This window comes from Roseovarius litorisediminis (assembly GCF_900172295.1).
GTDB lineage: Bacteria > Pseudomonadota > Alphaproteobacteria > Rhodobacterales > Rhodobacteraceae > Roseovarius > Roseovarius litorisediminis.
The window spans coordinates 40,845-65,893 of sequence record NZ_FWFL01000008.1 but is presented as its reverse complement, the minus strand read 5'-3'; the positions used below and the strand labels follow the sequence as shown (position 1 = coordinate 65,893).

The 25,049-nt window shown below is 56.3% G+C and carries 26 protein-coding genes and 1 tRNA gene; 16 read left to right on the top strand and 11 right to left on the bottom strand.

Annotated elements, in window-relative coordinates:
* Nucleotides 1-207: 207 nt before the first annotated feature.
* Nucleotides 208-1,680 carry a MocR-like pyridoxine biosynthesis transcription factor PdxR gene (gene pdxR / locus PEL8287_RS14950; protein ID WP_085893237.1) on the bottom strand — a complete coding sequence of 491 codons (1,473 nt, stop codon included), beginning with the start codon at nucleotides 1,678-1,680 and terminating at the stop codon, nucleotides 208-210.
* 87 nt (nucleotides 1,681-1,767) lie between these two features.
* Nucleotides 1,768-2,430 carry an ArsR/SmtB family transcription factor gene (locus PEL8287_RS14945; protein ID WP_085893236.1) on the bottom strand — a complete coding sequence of 221 codons (663 nt, stop codon included), beginning with the start codon at nucleotides 2,428-2,430 and terminating at the stop codon, nucleotides 1,768-1,770.
* A gap of 78 nt (nucleotides 2,431-2,508) precedes the next feature.
* Here PEL8287_RS14945 and PEL8287_RS14940 point away from each other — a divergent pair, with 78 nt between their 5' ends.
* The 3 genes from PEL8287_RS14940 to PEL8287_RS14930 all read left to right on the top strand — a co-directional run bounded on the left by PEL8287_RS14940 (nucleotide 2,509) and on the right by PEL8287_RS14930 (nucleotide 3,734).
* Nucleotides 2,509-2,832 carry an NIPSNAP family protein gene (locus PEL8287_RS14940; RefSeq protein WP_085893235.1) on the top strand — a complete coding sequence of 108 codons (324 nt, stop codon included), beginning with the start codon at nucleotides 2,509-2,511 and terminating at the stop codon, nucleotides 2,830-2,832.
* Entirely contained in the window at nucleotides 2,829-3,194 is a 366-nt protein-coding gene (locus PEL8287_RS14935; protein ID WP_085893234.1) for an antibiotic biosynthesis monooxygenase family protein, read from the top strand. Before PEL8287_RS14940 ends, PEL8287_RS14935 begins: the two co-directional genes overlap by 4 nt.
* A gap of 66 nt (nucleotides 3,195-3,260) precedes the next feature.
* Nucleotides 3,261-3,734, top strand: coding sequence for a hypothetical protein (locus tag PEL8287_RS14930; RefSeq protein ID WP_085893233.1), 474 nt, complete (start codon nucleotides 3,261-3,263; stop codon nucleotides 3,732-3,734).
* On the opposite strand, the gene PEL8287_RS14925 is transcribed toward PEL8287_RS14930, so the two are convergent.
* Both PEL8287_RS14925 and PEL8287_RS14920 read right to left on the bottom strand, forming a co-directional pair.
* On the bottom strand, nucleotides 3,735-4,319 hold the full coding sequence (locus PEL8287_RS14925; protein ID WP_085893232.1) for a GNAT family N-acetyltransferase: 585 nt from the start codon (nucleotides 4,317-4,319) through the stop codon (nucleotides 3,735-3,737).
* A 69-nt stretch (nucleotides 4,320-4,388) separates the two neighbouring features.
* Entirely contained in the window at nucleotides 4,389-5,786 is a 1,398-nt protein-coding gene (locus PEL8287_RS14920) for an aminotransferase family protein (RefSeq protein WP_085893231.1), read from the bottom strand.
* Between the two features lie 507 nt (nucleotides 5,787-6,293).
* Here PEL8287_RS14920 and PEL8287_RS14915 point away from each other — a divergent pair.
* The 3 genes from PEL8287_RS14915 to PEL8287_RS14905 are packed head-to-tail and all read left to right on the top strand — an operon-like array spanning nucleotide 6,294 to nucleotide 8,062.
* Complete coding sequence (locus PEL8287_RS14915) at nucleotides 6,294-6,725, top strand: YeeE/YedE family protein (RefSeq protein ID WP_085893230.1); 432 nt, start codon at nucleotides 6,294-6,296, stop codon at nucleotides 6,723-6,725.
* Nucleotides 6,726-6,729: 4 nt separating this feature from the next.
* On the top strand, nucleotides 6,730-7,146 hold the full coding sequence (locus PEL8287_RS14910; protein ID WP_085893229.1) for a DUF6691 family protein: 417 nt from the start codon (nucleotides 6,730-6,732) through the stop codon (nucleotides 7,144-7,146).
* A 31-nt stretch (nucleotides 7,147-7,177) separates the two neighbouring features.
* A complete protein-coding gene (locus tag PEL8287_RS14905) occupies nucleotides 7,178-8,062 on the top strand; it encodes an MBL fold metallo-hydrolase (protein ID WP_085893228.1) in 885 nt (294 codons plus the stop codon).
* Nucleotides 8,063-8,064: 2 nt separating this feature from the next.
* On the opposite strand, the gene PEL8287_RS14900 is transcribed toward PEL8287_RS14905, so the two are convergent.
* Nucleotides 8,065-8,508 (bottom strand): Lrp/AsnC family transcriptional regulator, encoded by a 444-nt coding sequence (locus PEL8287_RS14900; protein ID WP_176228665.1) that lies wholly within the window; start codon nucleotides 8,506-8,508, stop codon nucleotides 8,065-8,067.
* Between the two features lie 82 nt (nucleotides 8,509-8,590).
* Here PEL8287_RS14900 and PEL8287_RS14895 point away from each other — a divergent pair, with 82 nt between their 5' ends.
* The 3 genes from PEL8287_RS14895 to PEL8287_RS14885 are packed head-to-tail and all read left to right on the top strand — an operon-like array spanning nucleotide 8,591 to nucleotide 10,847.
* Nucleotides 8,591-9,193 carry a LysE family translocator gene (locus PEL8287_RS14895; RefSeq protein WP_085893226.1) on the top strand — a complete coding sequence of 201 codons (603 nt, stop codon included), beginning with the start codon at nucleotides 8,591-8,593 and terminating at the stop codon, nucleotides 9,191-9,193.
* An 18-nt stretch (nucleotides 9,194-9,211) separates the two neighbouring features.
* Nucleotides 9,212-9,829 (top strand): hypothetical protein, encoded by a 618-nt coding sequence (locus PEL8287_RS14890; RefSeq protein ID WP_085893225.1) that lies wholly within the window; start codon nucleotides 9,212-9,214, stop codon nucleotides 9,827-9,829.
* A 55-nt stretch (nucleotides 9,830-9,884) separates the two neighbouring features.
* A complete protein-coding gene (locus PEL8287_RS14885) occupies nucleotides 9,885-10,847 on the top strand; it encodes an acetyl-CoA carboxylase carboxyltransferase subunit alpha (RefSeq protein ID WP_085893224.1) in 963 nt (320 codons plus the stop codon).
* Between the two features lie 99 nt (nucleotides 10,848-10,946).
* Here the strand turns inward: PEL8287_RS14885 and PEL8287_RS14880 are convergent, their stop codons facing one another.
* Genes PEL8287_RS14880 through PEL8287_RS14870 form a run of 3 tightly spaced genes read right to left on the bottom strand, consistent with a single transcriptional unit; the run spans nucleotide 10,947 to nucleotide 13,549 of the window.
* A complete protein-coding gene (locus tag PEL8287_RS14880; protein ID WP_085893223.1) occupies nucleotides 10,947-12,170 on the bottom strand; it encodes a cation:proton antiporter in 1,224 nt (407 codons plus the stop codon).
* Nucleotides 12,171-12,174: 4 nt separating this feature from the next.
* Nucleotides 12,175-12,825, bottom strand: coding sequence for a GntR family transcriptional regulator (locus PEL8287_RS14875; RefSeq protein ID WP_085893222.1), 651 nt, complete (start codon nucleotides 12,823-12,825; stop codon nucleotides 12,175-12,177).
* 31 nt (nucleotides 12,826-12,856) lie between these two features.
* Nucleotides 12,857-13,549, bottom strand: a complete 693-nt coding sequence (locus PEL8287_RS14870; RefSeq protein WP_085893221.1) for a M48 family metallopeptidase — start codon at nucleotides 13,547-13,549, stop codon at nucleotides 12,857-12,859.
* 115 nt (nucleotides 13,550-13,664) lie between these two features.
* Between PEL8287_RS14870 and PEL8287_RS14865 the strand changes: the two genes are divergently transcribed.
* Entirely contained in the window at nucleotides 13,665-13,985 is a 321-nt protein-coding gene (locus tag PEL8287_RS14865; RefSeq protein ID WP_085893220.1) for a TIGR02300 family protein, read from the top strand.
* Between the two features lie 88 nt (nucleotides 13,986-14,073).
* Nucleotides 14,074-14,149: transfer RNA gene (locus tag PEL8287_RS14860), tRNA-Ala, on the top strand.
* A 334-nt stretch (nucleotides 14,150-14,483) separates the two neighbouring features.
* Here PEL8287_RS14860 and PEL8287_RS14855 read toward each other — a convergent pair.
* The gene (locus tag PEL8287_RS14855) at nucleotides 14,484-15,248 is read right to left on the bottom strand and encodes a metallophosphoesterase family protein (RefSeq protein ID WP_235862314.1); all 765 of its coding nucleotides are present in this window, start codon (nucleotides 15,246-15,248) and stop codon (nucleotides 14,484-14,486) included.
* Nucleotides 15,249-15,408: 160 nt separating this feature from the next.
* On the opposite strand from PEL8287_RS14855, the gene PEL8287_RS14850 reads away from it, so the two are divergent.
* From PEL8287_RS14850 to PEL8287_RS14840, 3 genes are all read left to right on the top strand, one after another.
* Nucleotides 15,409-17,142, top strand: a complete 1,734-nt coding sequence (locus tag PEL8287_RS14850) for a type I secretion system permease/ATPase (RefSeq protein ID WP_085893219.1) — start codon at nucleotides 15,409-15,411, stop codon at nucleotides 17,140-17,142.
* Nucleotides 17,139-18,449 (top strand): HlyD family type I secretion periplasmic adaptor subunit, encoded by a 1,311-nt coding sequence (locus PEL8287_RS14845; protein ID WP_085893218.1) that lies wholly within the window; start codon nucleotides 17,139-17,141, stop codon nucleotides 18,447-18,449. The genes PEL8287_RS14850 and PEL8287_RS14845 overlap by 4 nt, the downstream gene beginning before the upstream one ends.
* Nucleotides 18,450-18,638: 189 nt before the next feature.
* Entirely contained in the window at nucleotides 18,639-20,024 is a 1,386-nt protein-coding gene (locus PEL8287_RS14840; RefSeq protein WP_176228664.1) for a TolC family protein, read from the top strand.
* Between the two features lie 10 nt (nucleotides 20,025-20,034).
* Here the strand turns inward: PEL8287_RS14840 and PEL8287_RS14835 are convergent, their stop codons facing one another.
* Nucleotides 20,035-20,700 (bottom strand): rhomboid family intramembrane serine protease, encoded by a 666-nt coding sequence (locus tag PEL8287_RS14835; protein WP_085893216.1) that lies wholly within the window; start codon nucleotides 20,698-20,700, stop codon nucleotides 20,035-20,037.
* 995 nt (nucleotides 20,701-21,695) lie between these two features.
* Between PEL8287_RS14835 and PEL8287_RS14825 the strand changes: the two genes are divergently transcribed.
* Entirely contained in the window at nucleotides 21,696-21,926 is a 231-nt protein-coding gene (locus PEL8287_RS14825; RefSeq protein WP_085893214.1) for a hypothetical protein, read from the top strand.
* 635 nt (nucleotides 21,927-22,561) lie between these two features.
* Here the strand turns inward: PEL8287_RS14825 and PEL8287_RS14815 are convergent.
* Entirely contained in the window at nucleotides 22,562-23,422 is an 861-nt protein-coding gene (locus tag PEL8287_RS14815) for an ExeA family protein (protein ID WP_085893342.1), read from the bottom strand.
* Nucleotides 23,423-24,293: 871 nt separating this feature from the next.
* Here PEL8287_RS14815 and PEL8287_RS14810 point away from each other — a divergent pair.
* Nucleotides 24,294-24,986: a sugar transferase gene (locus tag PEL8287_RS14810; protein WP_085893212.1), complete on the top strand. Its 693-nt coding sequence runs from the start codon at nucleotides 24,294-24,296 to the stop codon at nucleotides 24,984-24,986.
* Nucleotides 24,987-25,049 lie beyond the last annotated feature (63 nt).

Sequence of the window (25,049 nt, the reverse complement as noted above, 5' to 3'; positions counted from 1 at the left end):
GTTAATGGGGAATCTGGGGTGAACCTACCTGTGTGCGGACGGGGGTTCTAGGGCCAGATGTGGTTCGCGGATATAGCCAGAGTATTTTTCAAATGAGATTTTTTGTCTCAATAATTCGCAGTTTGCTTTTTTGGAAATTTAAGTGACTACTCTAAGAGGCTATATTTTATTGAGTTTTTAGCCATTCTACAGCAAGAGTTTTGATTTTTATCCCTGTTTCAGTAATTGTCCCAATTCCGCTGCAAGAATTTTGACGCCGGGAAGGATGCGTTCGGATGGAATCGACGAATAGGCCAGCCGGTAATAATTGCGTCGCGGTTCGGGGCCGTGGAAGAATGGGTGCCCGGCCTCAATCAGAACGCCCTTTGCACGCAGATTGAATTCCAGTTGTGCAGTATCCACGCCTTTTGGCGCGCGCATCCAGATCGACGATCCGCCAAAAACACCGCGCCCGGCAACGCCCAGGCCGTGCTGGCTCAGGGCATCTTCCATGACGTTTCGGCGCTCGGCAAAGACCTGCCCCATGCGTCTTATGAGGCTGTCGTAGTGGCCAAGCGACAGGAAATAAGCTGCTGTTCGCTGGATATGCCCGGGGGGATGCCGGAGAACAGAGGCGCGCAGGGCACGCACCTCGCGAATAAAAGGTTTAGAGCCAACAAGATAGCCAAGGCGCAGGCCGGGGAAAATCGATTTGGAGAAAGAGCCGACATAGATCACCCGACCGTCGGTATCCAATGATTTCAGTGCCGGAAGTGGCGCGCGCAGGAACGAGATTTCAAATTCATAGTCGTCCTCGACAATCAGCGCATCCATGTCGGCGGCTTTGGTCAGCAGTGCCTTGCGCCGTTCCAGAGGCATGGTCGCGTTAGTCGGTGACTGGTGACTGGGTGTGGTAAAGATCACATCGGCCCGGTCCGGCAATTTGTCCGGGGGCAGCCCGTCTTGATCCACCTGGACTGGTGTCAGATGACAGCGCGATTGGGTCAGGATATCGCGCAGCGCATGGTAACAAGGATCTTCGATTACACCGGTGCGGCGTTGGGTCAAAAGCACCTGTGCGGTCAGCCACAAAGCGTTCTGGGCGCCCATTGTGACAAGGATTTCATCGGGTTGGGCAAGGATGCCGCGGCGTGGCAGAGTGTGCCGGGCGATGAATTCGATCAGTTGTGGATCGTCTTGGTCGTAGTAATCGGTCGTCATCGCGCGAAAATCTTTTTGCCCCAGAGCCTGCAGAGCGCAGTGGCGCCAGTTGGCGTGATCAAACAGAGACGGATCGGCCTGACCATAGATGAACGGGTAGCGGTAGCTGGACCAGTCCTGTGGCTTCTTGGGTGTGTCACCGCCGGTAAAGCGACGCCCTATGGCGCGCGACCAGTCGATGGTGTCGTGTCGCGGCTGGTGGGCGGTAAACCCGGGTGGTTCTGGTGCGTTTTCAGAAACATAATAGCCCGACCGGTCGCGCGCCGCGAGATAGTCATTGGCCTGCAATTCGGTATAGGCCAGCGTCACCGTTATGCGGCTGACACCCAGATGTTCGGCCAGCTTGCGTGAGGACGGTAGTTTCTCGCCCTTGCGGAACCGGCCCGAAAGGATGCCCTGTGCAATCATCTGTTGGATACGCGCCTGAAGTGTACCTTGGGCGTCGGGATCAAGAAAGAATGTTTCGACTGAGATTGCCATGGCGTAGCTTAGACTGGCCTTATGATGCGCGCAATCTGGTCTGGTGAAGTTTTGTACGTTTTGGTTCAGGCGGGCGGAAAGGCTTGGTCAAAGGCTTTTTTTCCCCGGGGCGGTGAAGCGGATAACCCGACTCTCAGGAATACGTTGCGCCCAACCGGTGGATTCGAAATGGGCCAGCAGCCCACGGCCAAGGCGACCGGCCAGATGAGAACGGCGTTCGGACCAATCCAGACAATCGCGACACATCGGCGATCGCGAGGCCGGAAAAGCGTCAAGATCAATCCCCAGGCCAGTGAAAAAGTCCCGGCCAGAGAGGGTCAGGTTTAGCGCTTTGTCGGAATGAAGGATTAACCCTCGGGCAATCAGGCTGTCGTACATCTGTGTACCCATGTCGCCCGCAAGGTGGTTGTAGCAGACCCGCGCGTGGCGCAGTTCCGGGTCGCGCGGTCCGGGACGGTGGCGCAGATGGCCTGAACCGGCTGCAAGGCCCATCAAAGCCTCAAGAACATGGGCCACGTCCTCGGACGCCAGGGTGAAATATTTGTGCCGACCTTCCTTGCGGGGGCGGATCAACCCGCCTTCGTCCAGTTTGGCCAGATGCGCCGACGTGGTTTGAAGGGTCACACCCGCCTCGTGCGCCAGTTCGGTGGCGGTGAGTGCCTTGCCGCTCATCAACGCCGTCAGGATGTTGGCGCGGGCTGGATCACCGATGAGTGAGGCGACACGTGAGATATCGGGTGAGTCCTTCATAGTTCGACCGTAAACGAAGCATATTAGCCATGCAACGGTTTAAGGTGGGGCAGAATTCAACCCGGAAGGAGACCTCAGATGCTGACCTGCGTCATCCGTTACCAAATCGACCCGACGAAGAAAGAACAGTTTATCCAATATTCCCGCAATTGGGGGCAGGCGATCCCACGCTGTGGTGCGGATCTGATCGGATATTATGCACCACACGAGGGCAGCAGCACACTAGCCTATGGCATCTACAACATTCCGTCGCTGGCAGAGTATGAGGCGTATCGCGAAAGGCTGGCGGCTGATCCGTTGGGGTGTGAAAACTATGCCTTTGCGCAATCCGAGAAGTTTTTATTGCGCGAGGATCGCACATTCCTGAAGCTGGTCAGCATACCACATGGAGAGACGCGATGATTGCCATCATTTTCGAGGTCATCCCTGCAGAAGGCCATAAGGAGCAGTATCTGGACATTGCCGCAGCGATGCGGCCGCTGGTCGAGCAGGTCGAGGGGTTTATCAGCGTCGAGAGGTTTCAGAGCCTGACAGACCCGTCAAAACTGCTGTCACTGTCGTTCTGGGAGGACGAGGCGGCAGTGGAACGCTGGCGGCAATTGGAGGCACATCGCGGCGCGCAGGCCAAAGGGCGAAATGGAGTATTCAGCGATTACCGTCTGCGGGTCGCGCATGTGATAAGGGATTACGGGATGTTTGCGAGGGATGAGGCGCCACAGGACAGCCGCGAGGCGCACGGGGGGCTGAGACTCGCCAAGCTGTGATTTGCCTGCAACGTGGTGTGACAGTACCTGTGGGGCAAATTTGAACAACTTTAGGGTATCAGGGTAGTGGAAAAGAAGATCATTCTTTCACCGCAGGACAAGCTGGACGGGCTGGCGCTGCTGATTTTGCGGCTTGGGCTGGCTTATTTCATCTTTTTATGGGCGGCACACAAGATCATCACGCCGGGGCAGTATCAGTTTCTGGCAAAGCATTTTGACAATGTCGATATGAGCGTGATGCAGGTGTATCTGGTGGGCGGGGCGCAGATTGCCCTTTGTGCCTGCGTGGCATTAGGGGTTTTACGGATTTTTTCGTATTCGGCGCTGGGGGTCATGCACTTTTTCACGATCCTGCGTCGGTGGGAGCAGTTTCTCGACCCATTTGCAGTGAACGCCAAGGGTTTTCCGATCAATCGTAACCCGGTAATTGATCTGGCGGTGATGGGGGCATTCATCGCGCTGGTTCTGCTGATCCGGCGGGATCATTTCAGCTTTGGGGCCTGGATCGGGCGGCATAGCAGGCCGCGGTGGTGGCTTTAGTCAGTCGCGTGGTTTCGCCAGTTGCCATTCCAGATTGGCGCAGACGGCGGGCCATTCATGGGGCAGAATCGAATAAACTGCGGTGTCGCGCATCGAGCCGTTTTCCATGATCATGTGATTGCGCAAAATGCCATCCAGCTTTGCGCCCAACCGTTCAATTGCGCGGCGTGACTGGTGGTTGAGGAAGTGTGTGCGAAATTCGACCGCAACACAATCCAGCACCTCAAACGCGTGCGACAGTAGCAGCAGCTTGCATTCTGTGTTCACCGGGCCGCGCTGGGCGGATCTGCCCAGCCAGGTTGACCCGATTTCGACGCGGCGGTTGCCCGCGTCAACGTTCATGTAGGTGGTCATCCCAACAGCAGCGCCCTTGGCATCGAGAATGGCAAAAGGAAGCATGGTGCCGGTGGTCTGCAGGCCAAGGCGGCGGTCGATTTCGGCTTGCACAGCATCTGGCGTGGGGATGGACGTATACCACAGCCCCTGCACGCCCTTGGCGGCGGAGGCCAGATCGGCGGCATGGGTTTGGGCCAGCGGCTCAAGCGAGGCATGTTTGCCTGTCAGGGTGATGGGAGAGGGCCACATTGGGAGAAATTCCAGTTGCGTGCCGGAGCTAATCCCGCCCCGCGATACTTGCAGGGCGGGATTGAAGGATCAACCGAAGATTTTTGTCAGAGCCTTGTCAGTGGCCGATACGATCTGGTCGATATCGTCTTTTGTAGCAATCAGCGCGGGCGAGTAACACAGCGTGTTGTTGAAGCCCGGGATCGACCGGTTGGTCACGCCAATGATTACGCCCTGGGCGTTACAGTCGCCGACAACGGCCTGCGCCAGCTTTTCATCCACGGGTTCCTTGGTTGTGCGATCTGCAACCAGTTCGGCCCCCAGGAACAGGCCCTTGCCGCGCACCTGGCCGATGACGGCATGCTTGTCTTGCAGGGCGCGCAGCTGGTCCAGCATGTAGTCGCCCATGGCCACGGTGTTGCCCAGCAGATCTTCTTCTTCGATGATCGCCATGTTTTCCAGCGCTGCAGCCGGGCCGGCGGTGCAGCCGCCGAAGGTCGAGATGTCGCGGAAATAGTTCATTGAATCGCTGGTGTCGTCTTTGAACAGATCGAATACGCGTTCGGAGGTTACACAGCAGGCGATGGCGGCATAGCCCGAGGCGACACCCTTGGCCATGGTAACGAAATCGGGTTCGATCCCGTAATGCTGATAACCGAACCAGGTGCCGGTACGGCCAAGTCCACAGACAACCTCGTCGATATGCAGCAGGACATCGTATTTGCGGCAGATTTCCTGAACGCGGGGCCAGTAGCCTTCGGGGGGCGTGATGACGCCACCGCCAGCGGTCACCGGCTCGAGGCAGATGGCGCCGACGGTATCGGGGCCTTCAGCCAGAATGACCTCTTCAATCGCATTGGCAGCGGCAATGCCGTATTCTTCGCCCGAAAGATCCCACTGTGCGCGGTATTCAAGGCAGTGCGGAACCCGCACGAAACCGGGGGTATAGGGCCCGTACTGTGCGCCGCGTTCATCCTGACCGCCAGCCGAGAGGCAGGCGATTGTGGTGCCGTGATAATCGCGATCCCGGTAGAGGATCTTGTGCTTTTTGCCGCCGTAGCGCTTGTGCGCGATCTGGCGGACCATTTTAAAGGCTTTCTCGTTCGCCTCGGAACCCGAGTTTGTATAGTAGACGCGGGTCAGGCCCGGCATTTTCGAGATCAGTTTTTCCGAGAACAAAGCGCCGGGGATCGAGCCGGTAGAGCCCGCAAAATACGGCAGTTTGATCAGTTGGTTGCGCACTGCGTTGGCGATACGTTCACGGCCGTAACCGACGTTGACCGTCCAGACGCCGCCCGAGACCGCATCAAGATGCTCTTTGCCCTTCTGATCCCAGACGCGCATACCGCGGCCTTCTACGATGATCCGGGGATCAGCCTTTGGGTCGGCGCCGGTCCAGGGGGCGTGTTGGATCAGGTGATGCCAGACGTGGGCGCGATCCGCCTCCACGACATGAGAGATGTCATTATCCATAAGCTTGCCGTCCATGGCGATGCTCCATCAGGTTATGGCCCGGTTTTGCGGTCGGGCAGAATGAGGTCAGGTGACAGTTTAACTATAGCACATATCAGCCCCTGAAATCGCTTATCTGATAGGGCCAGATCTTCAATTATTTAACTCCAGATCTGAAAGGAGTTTCTGGGATTTTAAGCTAATGATATGTAACTGCTATATATTTCAAATTGCGATCCTAAGTGCCGACGACGGGTAGTTCGAAAATAACGCAGGAAATACAGGCGGAGTCGACAAAAAATGTACCAACGCCACTCATTGTCAGGTCTCCCGCTGGCTGAATGGGGGCTGGTGCGATGGGCGCTGACACGCCGGGGGAATCACCCGAAAAACACACGCCCGACGCAACAATTACCCAAGTGAAAATGGTAATTTTTTCACGAAGAGGTGGCGCAACTGCATGACATATTCCTATATGGCAATACGAAGCACGTATATGGCGTACAATGATGCAATGCCTGCAAGAAATGGAAAGCCGGACAGATGGAAACTGCATTCACCCCCCTGCAATCTTTGGGCGGCGGCGCGCTGATTGGCGTGGCGTCGGTTTTGCTGATGCTGACACTTGGGCGGATCATGGGGTCGACCGGCATTCTGACCGGGTTCTTCTTTCCCAGTTCTGCGGCAGACTGGCGTTGGCGCGCTGCGGTGCTGGCGGGTATGGTCAGCGGCCCATTGGTGATTTTGGTATTTGCGGGACATATGCCCGCGGTTGATGTCACAGTATCCACGCCGATGCTGCTGATCGGCGGGTTCATCGTGGGGATAGGCGTGACTTTTGGCTCGGGCTGTACGTCGGGGCATGGGGTGTGTGGGATGGCACGGTTGTCTCCCCGGTCAATTGCGGCGACGGCGACGTTTATGGTGAGCACCTTCATTACGGTGTACGTCGTGCGCCACGTTTTGGGGATGTAGGGCCATGCGCATTTTAACGGCTTATGTCATCGGGGTTATTTTCGGGATCGGTATTTCGATCTCGGGCATGGCGAATCCTGCCAAGGTTCTGAACTTTTTCGATGTGGCGGGCACCTGGGACCCAAGCCTGATTTTTGTCATGGGGGGCGCGCTGCTGGTGACATTTTTCGGTTATCGGCTTGTGTTGCCGCGCCCCGCGCCCGTGTTTGATTCCGCGTTTCAGCTGCCGACCGGCAAGCTGCTGGATGGCAAGCTGATCGGTGGCTCTATCGTGTTCGGCATCGGCTGGGGTATCGCCGGATTTTGCCCCGGTGGTGCCTTGCCCGCTCTTGGGACAGGTGTCCCCGAGGTGTTCATGTTTGTTGCAGCAGTCATTGCGGGCATTTTTACGGCAAGGGTGGTTTCGAAACGCCTTTCATAAGGCAATTGTAATTCATTGCAGGAGAAAGAACATGAGTCAGTATCCCGTGAATATGGCCATTACCCCCGATGTTTCGGGTCATTTTGACGAGGCGACGAATACGATCAGCTATATCGTCAAGGACCCTGCCAGCGCACATTGCGCCATTGTCGACAGCGTTATGGACATCAACTATGCCGCAGGCCGGATCACTTACGATCATGCCGACGCGCTGATTGCCGAGATCAAAGACAAAGGTCTGATGCTGGACTGGATCATCGAGACCCATGTCCATGCCGATCACCTGTCAGCCGCGCCCTATATTCAGCAGGAATTAGGCGGCAAAATCGGCGTCGGCGAAAAGATCATGGTTGTGCAGGAAACCTTTGGCAAAGTCTTTAATGAGGGGACTGAATTTCAGCGGGACGGAAGCCAGTTTGATGCGCTGTTCAGGGATGGCGATACCTACATGATCGGCCAGATGCCCTGTTTTGCGATGTCCACGCCCGGGCACACACCGGCCTGCATGGTGCACGTGATGGGCAATGCCGCCTTTGTCGGCGATACGCTGTTCATGCCCGATGGCGGCTCGGCCCGGGCGGATTTTCCAGGTGGTGACGCGGGTGAGTTGTATGACAGCATCCAGAAGGTGCTGGCCCTGCCCGACGACATGCGGTTGTTCATGTGTCACGATTACGGTCCCGGCGGTCGCGATATTAAGTGGGAAACCACGGTGGCCGAGGAGAAGGCCCACAACATCCATGTGGGTGGCGGCAAGACGCGTGAAGAATTTATCAAGTTCCGCACCGAACGCGACGCGCAACTGGACATGCCCAAACTGATCATCCCGTCATTGCAGGTGAATATGCGCGCCGGGGTGGTGCCAAAAGACAAAGACGGCAATCCGATGCTGAAAGTGCCGGTGAACGGGCTGTAATCTCAGGCGCGCTGATCTTTGGGGGAACCCATGACCACGTAGGATGTGATGGCATGCACCTGCGGCAGTGTGCCCAGAACATCAGTATGAAACGACTTGTAAGAGGTCAGGTCTGCGGCTTCGACCCGTAGCAGGTATTCGACTGCGCCGGTGATGTTGTGACATTCTACCACCTCGGGGGCGCGGGCCATGGCGGCCTCGAACGCCTCTTGGCTGGCCTTCGTGTGGGAATTGAGCCCGACAGTGACATAAGCGGTAAAACCCACGCCCAGTTTGGTGCGATCCAGCACGGCGCGATAACCTGCGATAATGCCGCGACGCTCAAGCTCCTGCACACGGCGTAGGCAGGCAGAGGGCGACAGGCCGACCTTGTCGGCCAGATCCAGATTGCTGATGCGGCCATCACGAGAAAGTTCACGCAATATATGATCGTTAATTCGGTCCATTTGTGTGATTTATTGCACAAATTTTTACATGGCGCAAACAAACGCAATCCAAATGCGTCAATGATCGATTAAGGTTGCTGGCATGACACTGGATATATTCACCGCTTTGGTCGCCTTCGCCTTGGTCACGGTTATCACACCGGGGCCCAACAACCTGATGCTGATGGCGTCAGGTGCCAATTTTGGATTTCGGCGGACCGTGCCGCATATGTTCGGGATTGGGCTTGGATTTCCCGGCATGGTGTTTCTGGTGGGTATCGGCGTGATGCAGCTGTTTGACCTGTGGCCGCTAAGCTACACGATCCTGAAGGTTTTAAGTGTTATCTACCTGCTGTATCTGGCATGGAAAATCGCCCACGCAGCTGCCCCGAAAGAGGCCATGACCGAAGGCAAGCCGCTGACATTTTTGCAGGCGGCGGCCTTTCAATGGGTCAATCCCAAGGCCTGGAGTATGGCCATGTCGGCGATCACGCTTTATGCCGCCAGCCGGGATATACCGGCAGTGCTGTGGGTGGCGGGCACCTATGTGTGCATGTCGCTGATCAGCACAACCGCCTGGACAGTGATGGGCAAGCAGTTGCGACTTTTGTTGAAAAGCCCGGCACGTCTGCGGATGTTCAACTGGGCCATGGCGGTGCTACTGGTGGCGACCCTGATTCCTGTGCTATGGCCGGCACAGAGTTAGCAGCCCGAAGTCCGATCCATGACCCTGACGTTATTGCATACGGCGCAAGTTCACTGTGCCACGTTTGACGCGCTGCGCGACCGTATCGCGCCCGGGGTTGAACTGACCCATCTGGTGCGGGAAAACTGGCTTGCACAGGCGCAGAATGGCATATCCCCCTCTCTTGAAAACAAGATTTCGCAGGTGGTGGCAAATGCGGCGGGCAAGGTGATCTGCACCTGTACCACCCTTGGTCCGGCGGCGGAAAAGGCGGGGGCAGTTAGGGTCGACTGGCCGATGATGCAGCAGGCGGCACGTTTGGGCGGGCCGATTCTGATGGCCTATTGTCTGGACAGCACGTGGGAGCCCAGCCTTGCGCTGCTGGAGCGTGCATTGGAAGAGGCGAAGACCCCGGCCAAGGTGCATCCATTGCGGTTGGCACAATACTGGCCGTTGTTCGAGGCCGCTGAGATGGATGGCTTTGCCGCGGTGATCGCCGGGGAAATCCGGCAAATTGTCACGCAGTTGCCCGATGTGGCCTGTGTTGTACTGGCGCAGGCGTCGATGGCGAAGGTGGCCCCGCTGCTGGCTGATCTTGAGGTGCCGGTGCTGGCCTCCCCCGAGTTGGCGTTGCGGGCCGGATTAAGCCAGATATGATTGCAAATCCCCCGCAAGGCCGCCATATATCGCAGCGGGATATGTGGAGAGCCTGATGACCAATTACCTCGACTTCGAAAAACCCCTGGCCGAGATTGAAGGCAAGGCGGAAGAACTGCGCGCACTGGCGCGGGCGAATGAAGAGATGGATGTTGAGGACGAGGCCGGTGCGCTGGATCGCAAGGCGGCGGATCTGCTGCGCGATCTGTATAAAGATCTCAGCCCCTGGCGGAAATGCCAGGTGGCGCGTCATCCCGAGCGGCCGCATTGCTGTGATTACATTGAGGCGCTGTTCAAGGAATATACGCCGCTGGCCGGCGACCGGAACTTTGCCGACGATCATTCAGTAATGGGTGGCCTGGCGCGGTTGGGCGACCGGCCCGTGATGGTGATCGGGCACGAAAAGGGCAATGACACCAAAAGCCGTATCGAGCGAAACTTTGGCATGGCGCGGCCCGAGGGCTATCGCAAGGCGATCCGGCTGATGGAAATGGCCCACAAATTTGGCCTGCCTGTTGTGACACTGGTGGACACACCTGGCGCCTATCCAGGAAAAGGCGCCGAGGAACGCGGGCAGTCCGAAGCCATCGCGCGCGCAACCGAGAAATGCCTGCAGATCGGCGTGCCGCTGGTGAGTGTTATCATAGGCGAAGGAGGATCGGGCGGGGCTGTGGCCTTTGCCAGCGCCAATCGTGTCGCGATGCTGGAAAACTCGATCTATTCGGTGATCAGCCCCGAAGGTTGCGCCTCGATCCTGTGGAAGGACGCGGAAAAGATGCGCGAAGCCGCCGAGGCGCTGCGGCTGACGGCGCAGGACCTTACCAAGCTGGGAGTGGCCGATCGGATCATCAATGAGCCGATGGGCGGGGCGCATCGTGACCCGGCCAAAACCATCGAGGCGGTAGGCAAAGCGATAGAGGCGATGATATCCGAGTTGGATGCAAAAACGCCTGAGGCGCTGATCAAGGACCGGCGCGACAAGTTCCTGAATATCGGCGCCAAGGGGCTCGCGGCCTGAAGCGGGCACACGTTCAGCACTGAACCCAGGGCGAAATCTGCTTGAGGTGTGGGCGATTCGGCATCTCGCCGCGACACAATAAAATGCCAGACGCGCTGGTTATTTTTGGTGCAGGGCTTGTTCGGCGCGCTTGGTGGCTTTCTTGTCTGTCTTTTCGATCAGGTCCTGGGCCGAAACTTTTCGTACAGCATAGATCGTGGCCAGCGGTCCGATCAGTTCGAACAGGACAGTGGTGCCTATGGTCAGGCTGAGGATAAAGTCAGCCGCATCAGGGAATATCTGACCCGCGACAAGGGCCATACCGACAGCCACCCCTGCCTGCGGCAAAAGCGCGACTCCATACCACGCGCGATGTGCAACCGGGGCCCCGGCCAGAGTGCCGCCAACCCAGCCTCCGATCAGTCGCGCGACAATGCGCAGCAAAATGAAGGTCGCGCCGATCAGTCCGGTCTGAAGCAGTGTGTCCACCTGAAGCGAGGCGCCCGCCAGAATGAAAAACAGGATCATAAAGGGCCACTGGATATTCTCGATCTCGTGAAAGGCGCGATCGTGGTGGCGGGCAAAATTGGCGATGACAGCCCCGGTCATCATCCCCGCCAGCAAATATGATACCCCGGCCCAGATCGCCAGCCCAGCGGCGAGAAAGACAATGCCCAGAGCCTCGGACTGGAGCGGTTCACCCTTGGCAAGGCGACCGGTCAGATAAGCGCCGGGCACGCCGATCAGCAGGCCAAGCCCGATGGCGCCACCGATTTCCCAAGTGGCGTGACCAAGCAAGGCGAATTCGACCTCGCCTGCAAGGCCTAGGGCGAATACGACTGCGATGGAAAACGCCATGAGGCCCCAGGCGTCGTCGATGGCGACAATACCGCGGATCCGTTTGGAAAAGGCGCCCCGCGCACCCGACTGGCGGATCGCATCCTGTGTCGCGGCGGGGTCAGTGGCGGTGGCAATGGCCCCCAAAAGCAAAGCGATCGGGGCCGGCACGCCGATCAACCACAGGCCAACCGTCACCAGTGCAATGGATATCAGGACGATCATGGCCGACACCCACATGATTGTCTGGCCGTGCTTTTTAAGATTTTCACCTGTCAGCGAACTGCCCAGCAGGAAAGCGACCATGGTTAGCGCCGTGGTCGACAGAAACCCATAAAAATCCTGTGCCTCGGGCGGGATCAGGTTGAACCCGGATTCCCCTACAATGATGCCGCAGCCCAAAAGCAGGGTAACGCGCGGTAGTTTGGTCCGCCTCCCGACCTGATCGGCCAGAAGGCCTGCGAGGAAAAGTGCGCCAAGGGTAATGAAAAGAAGATCCAGGCTCATGATGCTATGCCGTCAGCATCCGCAACCCCTGTGTCACATCCGAGCGGACGGCAAGGCGAAGGCCGGGTTCATCCCCGGCCTTGAGTGCGCTGATGATCAGGCGATGGTATTGCGGCGTGTCCTTGCGTTGCATGCGGCCATAGAGGGCGCGCATCGTCGGCCCAAGTTGCAACCAGACGGTTTCGGCCATGGCCAGCATCGCAGGCGCCTGCGCGCGCAGGTAAAGCGTGCGGTGAAATTCAAGATTGCGCCGGATATAGCCCACGGCATCCTGCCGGGCGATATCGTCCGCAATTCGGGTGTTGATGCTATGCAGCCGGTCGATCAATGCGATGTGCGCGCGGGGAAGGGCGCGGCTGGCCAGCTCTACCTCGATCAACGAGCGCAGGGCGGCCAGTTCCTCGATCCGTTCGTTGTTGAGTTCCGGAGTTGTAACGCGGCCCGAACTAGAAATTGTCAGCGCGCCTTCGGCCGACAAGCGGCGCACAGACTCGCGCGCGGGGGTCATGGACACGTCGAACTCGGCGCCGATGCCACGCAGGGTCAGGGCCGTGCCGGGGGCAATTTCGCCGTGCATGATACGGCTGCGCAAGCCGCGATAAACACGGTCGTGGGCCGAAGATGGGGCCGGATCTGGGCGGGCGTTGATCAGCATGCTCTAATTGTGATCACAAAGATTGCCAGGGTCAATCACCGAAGCGATAGCGGTGCAGCCCCGCGCCATTTTCACGCAGCCAACTGCGCGGCGCGATGTATCCAGGCATCAGGCGTTCCACAACCGCCCAGAAGGCAGGGGAATGATTCATTTCGGCCAGATGCGCCACCTCGTGTGCGGCGACATACTCTAGCACATCGCGTGGCGCCATGATGAGCCGCCAGGAATACATCAGCCCGCCGGAGGTCGAGCACGACCCCCAGCGTGACCGTGTGTCACGAAGGCTGATCCGGGTATAGGAGCGGCCAAGAGTGGCAGCGTAATGATCCGAGGCGGCGGCAAGCCTGTCGCGCGCGCGGGTTTTCAGCCAGGCCTGAACCCGGGTCGCCGCAACCTCGGGCGGGCCGGGCACAAGCAGTGTGCTTTCCTGTGCCTGCACCCGTCGACCGATCTGAGAGGCGATTCGTAATAATTGGCCCTCGACCGGAATTTCAACGCCCGGGAAAACCGCCACATGATCAGGCCGCGCCTGAAGCTGGGCGCGCAGCCAATCCCCTTTCTGATGCGCGAAATCCAGCGCCTCGCACTCGGCTACACCACGTGGCAGGGTAAGGGTGACGCGCCCGTCAAGGCCTGACACACGCAGCGAAATCCGCCGTGCGCGGGCCGAACGGCGTAACGTCAGTTCGACAGGGGGGTTGCCCGGAAGGACGTGATGGCCCATATGGCCTCCTGGTCAGCTACATGTCAGGGTGTTTAAAGCCTTTGACACCTGTCTTCTGTTATGGCAGTTGGCGCGGACCGTCGACAAGACATAAAGATTTCAAAGGGGATCACCAATGCCCAAAGAAGAATGGGGTGTTAAGCGCATTTGTCCGACAACCGGCAAGCGTTTTTACGACCTGAACAAAAACCCGATCGTCAGCCCCTATTCCGGGGAAGTCGTCGAATTGAATACCGGTAAAAGCCGCACCATTACCGCAGATGCCGAAGATGCCGAAACCAAGAAGCTGAACGAACCCGAAGCGGAAGTGGTTGATGATGTGCTTGAAGATGACATCGATGTCGATCTGGGCGATGACGTTCTGGAAGACGATGATGATGACGACGACGTTTCGCTGGACGACATTGCCGACGTTGCGTCAGACGACGACGACTAATCATCGGTGACAAGGCGGGATTTTCCACTTGATCCCGCCCGCCGCTTTGCCTAGATAGCGGCGAACGGGCCTAAGGGTCTGTTGGTATGGGGCCTTAGCTCAGCTGGGAGAGCGCTTGCATGGCATGCAAGAGGTCAGGGGTTCGATCCCCCTAGGCTCCACCAAATCTTATTAAATCAATGCCTTAGTTATTGTTTGCGCCCGTTGCGACAGACGGGTGAGATGTTGTGCAATCAATTGCCCTCATCTTTGTGCCTGTCCAGACACGGTATCTGGTACCTCGCGGGCCAATCCCAAAGTATCTGCTCCCCGCTGCAAAACTGCCTGACGACGGAAAACCTTTAAATTTGTTTCTGCTGTAGGCGATACCAGTTGAGGGTAGTTGGCGGTCAAACGAGAAAATTTATGCCAACGCTCGTCCGGTCTGGTGAATATTTCAACGTACCAGGGTTCAAGCGGGGCACAAAGGAAGCGGTGGTCGGCTTTTCCGGGCAGGTGTCATTCACATGTGAGAAAAGTCACGTTCCCGGGTTCGACAATCGCCGCTGTCAGGCGGCCAGTTCTATAGGCCCCGGTATCGATGCTGATCCGTCCTTGTTCGGCGCAAGGGGCATCAACGATGAAATGACCGTGCACAATCCACAATCCATCCTTCCGCGGTGTTTTCAGAAAATCCGGATGGCCCCACAACAAACCATGGCCCCGTCTTGGTTCAATCGGGCATTTCGGGTCGGCGCCTGCGTGGGTCGCAGCGACATTACCGCTTTGCCAAACCAGTGGCCGGGATCGTAGCCACGCGATCATCTGCGTGCCCATCGTTTCCACCAATTGGTCGCGCATCAAGCGGGCCGCTTTGGGGGAAGCGCTGTCATCGGGCACAGATACGCCAAAGCTTTCAAGTGTGGCAACGCCGCCGTTGCGCAGCCATTGGCGAGCCATGCTTTCGGGGTGATCCAGAAAATCCAGCAGTATCGTTTCATGATTGCCCATCAGACAGGTTATGCTTTTCAACGGGCTTTCTGACAGGGCCATCAACCGGGCCAGGACCTTTGCGCTGTCAGGGCCGCGGTCCACATAGTCACCGGCAAAAACCAACGGAAGGTTGGGCACCTGTTCTTCCAGTTGTTTCAGCAAATTTCCCAGCAAGTCATCGCGACCATGAATGTCACCGATGGCGACAAAGGGATGTTCCGGCGCGATTTCAGCCTGAAACTCGGGCTTTATCGCTCCCATGCGACGCAGAAGGTTGCGGAATCCTGTCATGCCGAAATGCTTGGATCACGAGCCTATCGAAGGCAAGCGCCGGAGCGGTATGAGGCTGCAATTACGATACATTCCCGGAAATATTTCAGAAATTGTTTCCATTTTGCTACCAAATAGTATCCTTAGAAACCAAAAGAGCAGCAGGAGCCATCCGACCGCCATGAAACCGCAAGTCCGTCCAGGATTCCCGGAACTCCACGCTGCGCGCCGCCGTGGCACTAAACTTTTTGTCTGGGCGTTTATTTTTTCAGTGTTTGTTAATTTGCTGATGCTGACCGGTCCGCTTTATATGCTGCAGGTCTATGACCGGGTACTGTCTTCGCGGTCGATTGAAACACTGGTTGCCCTGTCGATTTTGGTTGCCGCTCTTTACGTCTTGATGGGTGTGCTGGATTTTGCCCGTGGCCGGGTGATGGCCAGGGTCGGCGCGCGGTTCCAGACTGCACTGGACGGGCGGCTGTTTGATGCCACTTTGTATCGCTCGGCCGATCCAAAGGATCATGCCGCCTCGCGTGCGGCGCTGCGTGATCTGGATTCGGTTCAGTCCTTGTTTGTGTCTCCTGTGCTTCTGGCCCTGTTTGATATGCCGTGGACTCCGTTTTTCATTGCCGCAATTTTCCTGTTCCACCCGATGCTGGGCTGGCTTGCGGTGGCCGGTGGGTTGATGATTGTGGCAATTGCCCTGGCCAACCAGTTGCTTACCTCTATGCAAGTGCGCATGGCACAGGGGGCGGCGCAACGTGCCCATACTTTTGCCGATCAGGCGCGCTCGGGCGGGGAAGTTGTTCTAAGTCAGGGTTTGGCACCCAACATGCGGCTTCGATACATCCAACTGCGTAATGCGGCCCTTGGGAAGACGGTAAGCGCCAATGACTGGACTGGCAGCTTTACGTCTGTCACCAAATCTTTCCGGCTTTTCCTGCAGTCGGCAATGTTGGGGGCGGGGGCCTATTATGTGATCAAGGGAGAGATGTCGGCAGGCTCGATGATTGCCGGGTCGATCCTTTTGGGTCGCGCGCTTTCCCCGATTGAGCAGTCGATGGGAAGCTGGCCTGTTCTGCAGCGGGCGAAAGCCGGGTGGAGATCCCTGGGGCAATACCTGGCTTCGGTGCCGCCCCTGCCAAAGATGACGGAGTTGCCCGTGCCCGATGCGCATCTGAGCGCCAAGAACCTGACGGTTATTCCACCGGGTGAGCGTGCCCCCACCTTACGCAACATCAATTTTGAATTGCGCCCCGGCGAAGCGCTTGGCGTGATCGGGCGAAGCGGGTCTGGAAAATCGACTCTGGCGCGGACATTATCGGGTTACTGGCCGATTGCGGCGGGTGAGGCAAGATTGGGAGGCGCGACACTGGATCAGTATATTCCCGATCGTCTGGGCGCCCATATCGGGTATTTGCCGCAAGCGATTTCGCTGTTCCCTGGAACCGTGGCCGAGAATATCGCGCGCATGGCGATTGACCCGGATTCAAAGATGGTGGTCAAGGCGGCGCAGCAGGCGAATGCGCATGACATGATCACCCAGCTTCCCAAGGGCTATGATACGTTCCTGGATGGCAACGAAAACCAGTTGTCGGGCGGCCAGAGACAGCGGATTGCGCTGGCGCGCGCGCTGTTCGGTGATCCTGTGCTGCTTATTCTGGATGAACCGAACTCGATGCTGGATGCCGAAGGGTCTGATGCGTTGAACCGGACGGTAAAAACTTTCAAGTTAACAGGACGGTCGGTTATTTTGATGACTCATCGCCCGGCGGCAATTGCCGAATGTGATCTTTTGATGGTGATTGATAAAGGCATGGCTACGGCTTTTGGACCGCGCGATGAGGTGATGGAAAAAAAGCTCAAGAATGTCGAACCGCTGCGTAAATCGATCAGCGCCAAGGTCTCGTTTTGAGCGGGCAGGTAGATCAAACGCCCAAATGGGAGGGCAAGGTACCGCTGACGGCCGGGATCATCGCGTTGGTCGTACTGGTTGGCGGGCTGGGTCTTTGGAGTGTGGTCGCGCGCATCTCGGGGGCGGTTGTGACCTCGGGCATGGTCGAAGTTGAGTCCAAACGCCAGGTGGTCCAGCACCCCGATGGCGGAGTTGTCGGCGAAGTTCTGGTCGAAGAAAGCGATACTGTCGAGAAAGGCGATGTGCTGATCCGTCTGGACGGCCGGCAGTTGCAATCAGAGCTTTCGATCGTCGATGGCCAGCTTCGCGAAATTGCTGCGCGCAAGGCGCGTCTGATGGCAGAACGCGACAAAGCTGAACGTGTGGAATTTTCTGAAAATCTTCTGGAACTGGCCAAGGTTAACCCCGAGGTCGAGCGGATGTTGATCGGTGAGCAGGCCCTGTTTTCGGCCCGTCGTGAAGCCTTGCAGCAAGAGGCGGGATTGCTGCGAGAGCAGAACAAACAGATTGAAAAGCGTATTGAGGGGATTACCGCACAGCTGAATGCGCAGAAATCACAGGCGGATTTGCTGGGCATTGAACTGAAGGATCAGAAAAACCTGCTGCAAAGTCAGCTGACCCAAGCCTCGAGGGTGAATGAGCTTTTACGCGAAGAGGCCAATCTGCTGGGGCAGATCGGTCGATTTGAGGCTGAAATGGCTGAATTGCGAGGTCAGGCGGCCAGCAATGAAATTGCGTTGTTGCAACTTGAAACCCGGCGTCGCGAAGAGGCCGTGACGACATTGCGCGATCTGCAATTTCGCGAAATTGAACTTACTGAAAGGCAAATTGATCTTTCGGGAACGCTGTCCAGGCTGGATATCCGCGCGCCGGTAAGTGGGCTGGTCTATGATCAGTCGGTTTTTGCGGTACAGTCCGTGGTAAGACCTGCTGAAACATTGATGTATATTATCCCACAAGATCAGCAGCTTATAGTATCTGCACGGATCGAAACTATCAATATCAACGATGTTTTCGTTGGGCAGGAAGCGACCCTGCAGTTTTCGGCGTTCGATCAGCGGGAAACGCCACAGTTGCGGGGCCAGGTTACCCGGGTTTCCGCGGATGTGGTACGGGACGAGGCCACGGGGGTGCCGTATTATGCCGCTGAAATCACCCCCTACGAAAGCGAGATTCCGAAGCTGGGCAAGGGCAAGCTGTTGCCCGGCATGCCGGTTGAGGCGTTTATACAGACGGGCGATCGGTCCGCGCTGGCCTACCTGGCCGAGCCGATGCTGGGCTTTTTCGGCCGGGCCTTTCGCGAATAGCGGCGTGGCCGTGGTGCCGCAGGAAAGCAACAATTTTCTCTGGAATCGGGGAAAATCGCAAATTATTGCGAAACTGCAAATGATTGTGCTACTGTTCGTTTGAAAGGTCCCGCTTAATTGCCGCCGTCAGATGCGGCAAGGTTGGTCCACGAGGCAGACAGAGCAATGCTCAGACAAAGATTTTTGATTATGTTCCCGCTAGGGATCTTGTTGGCAGGCTGTGCCGACATGGGGGCTGTGTTTCGCACGCCGGAAATTGAGCTGCCGGATCGCTATTCGCTGGTGGCACCGGTGCAGGCGCCAAGCCGTGACGAAGTGAACTGGTGGCGCAATTTTGACGATCCGGTTCTGGATCAGTTGGTGGCGCAGGGGATGGCAGGAAATCTGACCGTCGCCGAGGCTCAGGCGCGACTGCGCGAAGCTGAGGCTGATGCCCGCCGCGAAGGCGTGGCTCTGAGCGGCAATGGTCGTGTGGATGCCACAACGGCCACGCGATCAGATGACCGCTTTGATGTCGGGCTGGACGCGCAGATCAATCTGGCGGGTGAAGCGCGCCACCGGTCACGCGCGGCACAGGCCCGGTTTGAGGCAGCACAACTGAACGAGGTTGAAGCACGACGTACGATTTTATCCGAGATGGCGCAGGCCTATACAAATATGCGCTTTCTTCAGAGCACACGGGTCACACGAGAGCAGGATTTGCGGTCGCGGCGGCGCACGATGCGCGATATCCAGAAGCAGTTGGACCTAGGCGAGGCAACGCGGCTTGATCTGCTGCGGGCGCAATCTTTGATGGCCGAAACCCGCGCCGAAATCCCGCGAATAGAATCGGACATAATTCAGCAACGGAATCGTATCTCGACCCTTTTGGGAGTGCCGGTGGGCGCTCTGACCCTTGATCTGGGATACAAGGGGCAGCAACCTTTGCCGAAACGTGTTGCCGATATTGGCGTGCCTGCCGATCTGCTGCGGGCAAGGCCGGATATTCGCCGGGCCGAACGCCTTTATGCGGCGGCAGTCTCGGATGTAAGTGCAGCCCATGCTGCGCGGTACCCATCGCTAAGGCTGTCCGGTCTTATTACGACGCCCTTCGGCAGCGGTGCTTCGTCAGAGTCGCTTTTGGCAGGGCTGGTGGTTCCAGTATTTTCCCAACCCGCCCTGGCAGCCAACGAAGATGCGACCGTGGCACGGGTAGAGCAGGCCTATTTGCAATGGCGTGTGGCCGTGCTGGAGGCTGTGGAAGAGGTGGAAAATGCGCAGGTTTTGCTGCAATCCGCGCTAGCGGCAACCAAGGCATCGCGCGAGGCTGTTGAACTGAACCGGCAATCCTTGGCGCTATCGCGCGAATTGGTGGTCAGTGGTGGCAATATCACCGTGTTGGATGTGCTTGACCGGGAACGGGCGTTGTCGGCGTCCAGAACCTCGCTGGCACAAAACCAACGCGATGTGGCGGCGGGCTATATCGCCTTGCGCGTGGCTCTTGGGCGGGGTCATCCTCTGGTGCAGGATGAACCAGAGCCTGACACGGAAGTGGCCGGAGAGACCGTGACGCAAGCCATCATCACGACAGAGTAAGAGGCCGGGTTTAATCCGCTGGTTCACCTTGGGCGGGCCGCCTGTCGAATAGCGGCGCGATCAATGCACCGGTCAGCGTACCGCCAAGGTGGGTTGCCCAGGCCACATTGCCGTCGGCGGCCCAGTACATCATGAGATTAAGAAAGCTGAGGACGACGATTGGCCAAAGGATGGCGTAGGCAAGCGTTGAAAGGCCAGGACGTTCGCGCAGGGTGCCGGACAGATCCCAAAAGGCCCAGGCCCCGAATAGCCCGAAAAGCGCGCCTGAGGCGCCAACCATTGACTGCTGGCCCTGAGCCAGCAGCGCGTAGCCAACACCGCCGCCGAGAACCGACATCAGATAGACAATTAAAAAACGCCAACTGCCCACCCGGTCTATTTCCAGTCGGCCCACATAGCCCAGGACGATCATGTTCGGGATCATATGGGCGAGACCGGTATGCAGAAATGCATAGCTGCAGAACATCAAAAAGGGCTGCGCGGGGTAGTTAGGTGTCCAGCCTTGCAAAATTCCGGGCCAGAAAGCGCCATATGCATAGGAAAGCGGACGCCAGGCAGATGTCCCCCAAAAACCGTAATCAGCGCCTTGCAAGGCAAGTTCAGGCAAAACACAGGACAAAATCAAAAGCACCAGAATGACCGGTTGATCCAGTAATATGCGCCACAAATGTTTCATGAACAGCGCAAAAGCAGTTTCAGGGGCACTTGGCAAGACATGGCATGGGGTGGCGGACTGGGGATCAGAAAGAAAGATCGGCGCAGGCCAACGAAGACCGGGGTTGAATTTGCGATTCCAACCGGTTTCTCATCGCGGATCCGGTGGCTTATGCCGGTTTGAAGGTTCCAGTCTTCGGTGATTACAAGACGATAGGTTACGCTTTCGACCCGGTTTGCCGATGCGGAACCTTCTGTCAGGCCGAAGTTGAAATTAAGGCCAATACCCGGCGGGTTATTGATTTCGTGATTATAATCAAAGTTGATACTGGTCGCGATACGCTCTTCGTCGTTGCCTGTATGCCGCCCCGTTCTGGGCCAGCAGTGACAGTGACAAGAACACAGTCGGATCGTTTGCAAGTTAGTTGCCAGTTCGCAGGTGACGGTTGATTTGACTTGGCTGAGCGTGCGCCCACCGGCCAAAAACGTTCCGACAAGCGGCGCAGAAATACATCCGTCCGGAAGGACGAGCGTACCACGGTTGATGCTTGCGTCTTCCAGTACCTACAAACGCAGTACGTCGCCGGGTTTGATCCGATAGGTTTCCTGCGCATTCGCCAGAGTCGCCATGGCTGGCAAAACGACAAGAGCTGAAAACAGTGCGATAATGTGTTTCTTACTGAACTCAGTTCCGGCTTATGTCCTTGTTGCCCTGCGTGCAGAATAATCCCCATTGGGCCACTGCTAAAAAAATTAACCCAAAAGGAGGGTAGGCTTTGGGTGTTCAGTCCGTCGTACCTTTTATGCGACAGGGCAAGGCCCCGGCGTTGCTGTATTTTCCAGGTTTACGGAGTGGAATTTTCGTAAAAATATTCGCTTGAAATTGGTATTAAGGGAAAATTACAACCCTACGCTTTATTTTCGCCACATTCGCATGCACGAATGCGAAGGCAGGAAAGGTTTTGGTGTTCTGACCGGGTTCAAGCAGAGCTGAGACAAGTAAAAAAGGAGCTTGTTTTGATTATCGGCATTTTGATTCTGGCAATTGCTTCAGGCAGTTTGGCAGGCGGGGTGATGTTGTATCTTGGAGCGTCATTCTGGATGGTTCTGGCCGTGTATTCCCTTGCCGGAACAGCCCTGATATTGGGCGCAGTCGCGATGTCAGCCTTGTGCGATCAAATAAGGCAAAACGATTCGAGCGAAACCAATGCGGAGCTGAACCTTGTTCAACTCTCCAAGGGGCGGTGAATAAACGTAAACTTTTCAATACGTAAGAAGATATTTAATATTTCTTCACGTTTCTCTAGTCGGCCAACTGGCAAAAGAGCCATTCGACACGGAGAAATCTGCATTTTTTGAGTTACTGTTCTCATCTCTCATCCCCTCAAGGATTACGATGAACTGAAAACTCTTGCTTGGCAAAACAACACGGTTTGTCACAAAGCCGTGACGGGTTACAGGGTGAAGACACGCTAAAGATCTTGCGTGAAATCGACGTGCATCTGCATGGTGGTTTGGATGTTGTGAGCGCCTGTTGTAAGGCCGGGATTTCGGACCAGGCGTATTATTGGCGCGGGAAGTCTGGTGGCAGTCCCAGCATGGTGGGTGGTCAGCGTGGACCTCGATTTCGCGCGAAATTTCCAGCAGGTTGGTCCGGGTCAGTGACCGTTTTTGGATGACCTGTAGGAGTTCGGTCGTTCTTGTGCGAACGGTAGATCCGGGGATCTAGGCAGATTCTACCAGCAACTGCGCCTCTGCGTCGTAGACCGGCGGCAAGGTGTGTGCCACATTCAGGCCAAACGCTGCCACCGCTATCGCAGCCACCAGAAAGTAGTGGAGGCGACGAAGGAAAAGAGACAGATAGAACTTAAGAGCACCCAGTATCAGATTTTACTGCTCTCGGTATCGAATGCGCCGGCACCGAAGAATGCGCCGTCATCCAGCACCAGCTGGACAGTGCGCAATGTTATGATTTTCTGATTGTTAGTGAATGCATATACCATTGAAAGATCACATAGCTGATTTACCAGCCGCGGAACGCCGCCGGTATTTTCGTGAATCAGTTCACAGGCAGAGCGATTGAACAGGTTCCTTGAGGCACCCGCAGCAAGAAGTCTGTGGCCGATATAGGCACAGACCGTGGCTGAATCCATGGTATCGAGGTGAAAATTGGCTGCAACCCGCTGTGCAAATTGCCGTAGGTCCGGGCGCCGGACGATGTCTCGCAGCTCGGGTTGGCCGACCAGGACAAGTTGCAACAGTTCATCTTTGTTGGCGTTGATATTTGTGAACATCCGAAGTTCTTCCAGAGATTCACGGGTCAGGTTCTGCGCTTCGTCGAAGATGATGACAACGCGGTTGCCCTGTGCGTATTCGGCGATCAGGTATTTCTGGAATGATTCAAAGAGATCGACATAGGTGGCATCGGGGCTGCAGGGCTGATCCAGAGACATCAGAACCCAACGCAGCAGTTCTCCCCGCGCCCCCTGAGCGTTTGACACCAGACCAACCTTGATTCCGGTATCGAGGTTTTTCAGAAGGTGGTGCAACAACGTGGTTTTACCCGATCCAACCTCGCCGGTGATCAGGGTGATCGGGGCACAGGTAAGTATGCCGTATTCCAGCATCGTGTACGCGCGCCGATGAGCAGGCGACCAGAACAGGAATTCAGGGTCAGGAACAAGCGAGAAGGGCCGGGCGCTCAAACCGAAATGATTGGTGTAAATTTCGAGAGTGTGATTCATGCATCTGCCAGGCAAGGGATATTTTTCGGCTGTCATGGCCTCGGTCTGATTTCCAACATAGTCACCAATTACGCGCTCAGAAGGAGCAATTTTTGCCAGTTTACAGGGCTCTGGGTTTAGGGGCCTAATTCGGGCGCCCCGAAATCCCTGGTTGGAACGCCTGCTTTTGAAATATACCCCCTGGTCTGAATCGACCATGGCAGAAGCCACAAAAGGCTGCTTTTGTTTCTTTTTGGCCAAAATCCGGGAAACGCGCACGCGCACCGCATTTTGCTGCTCGGTAGTCCGGCTGTCGGATGCCCATTGCTTCATCTGTCAGTTCTCACAAATTATTCTGATTGGGAAATCTACAACGAAGAGCCCCGAAAATACTGAAGGACCTGCGTCTTGCTGATTACCAGCCCAGACAATTGTTGTCACCATGTGCGGTTGGCGATAACAAGACAAACCTCAGGCGATGATGTGACTTGCCCCAATTAAGGACATTCGCAGATAGAGGATCTTTGATTCGGCACGCGTTATTGCCACATTCCCGGCTGAAAGAGCGCAGGACTTTGGAAACAAAAACCAAATTAGTTTTTCTTTTTAGGTGAGTTTGAAACAAAAGGGGCGCTCCTGGTTCGGGATGGTTGTATATGTTCGCGCCCAGGTTGTTAATGCTTTATTAACTATTGTTGTAGCTCCCAAGCAAAGATATGATTGCAGCTACAGGCGTAGCGGAAAGTACTGGTAAACTTAAAAAAAGAAGGAACTTTGGACCCATTTTTGGGAACAAGGAAACCCCCCAAAAATTAAGAGCAGACGAATATAACTCGTTCCTGACGGCATAATCCGTCATGGCTGTTTAGTGTAAGAATGGAGAAGGTTTGAAATGACCGCTCAAAATGAAAACTTTTTAAGCAGTGATAATACCCCGATTAATTTAATTATGAATCGTATCCCAGTTTACGGTAGCGTTGGTTTCTATCGCAACGTTGCTAAGCGTGTGTTCGACGTATTTCTGGTTCTGGTTTCGGCCCCTATTGTTGTTCCGGTTGTTCTAATTCTTGCAGCATTTGTGGCAAGTGACGGTTGCAATCCGTTCTATCGCCAGAAGCGTGTAGGAAAAAATGGCCGCATCTTTACGATGTGGAAGCTGCGGACGATGGTGCCTAATGCCAAAGACCAACTGGATAAACATCTTGAGAAAGACAGCGCTGCCCGGTTGGAGTGGGAAGAAAAGCAAAAACTGACAGACGATCCTCGGATTACCCGGCTTGGGGGAATCATTCGCAAAACATCAATGGATGAGCTGCCGCAGCTGTGGAATGTTCTGATCGGTGATATGAGCCTTGTAGGGCCGCGTCCGATGATGCCGGAACAACGTTGCATGTATCCTGGGGTTTCTTATTACGCGCTGCGGCCTGGTGTTTCGGGTTTCTGGCAGATTTCGGATCGGCATAACAGCTCTTTTGCGGCACGCGCCGAATTTGACGATCTGTATAATGAAACGGTTTCATTCCGTACCGACCTGCGTGTAATAGCGTGTACGATGCTGGTGGTGCTACGCGGCACCGGTTGCTGAATGAACCAAAGCTATCATCGTTGATAGTAACAGCCGCTTGCACGTTCAGACGTGCTGGCGGTT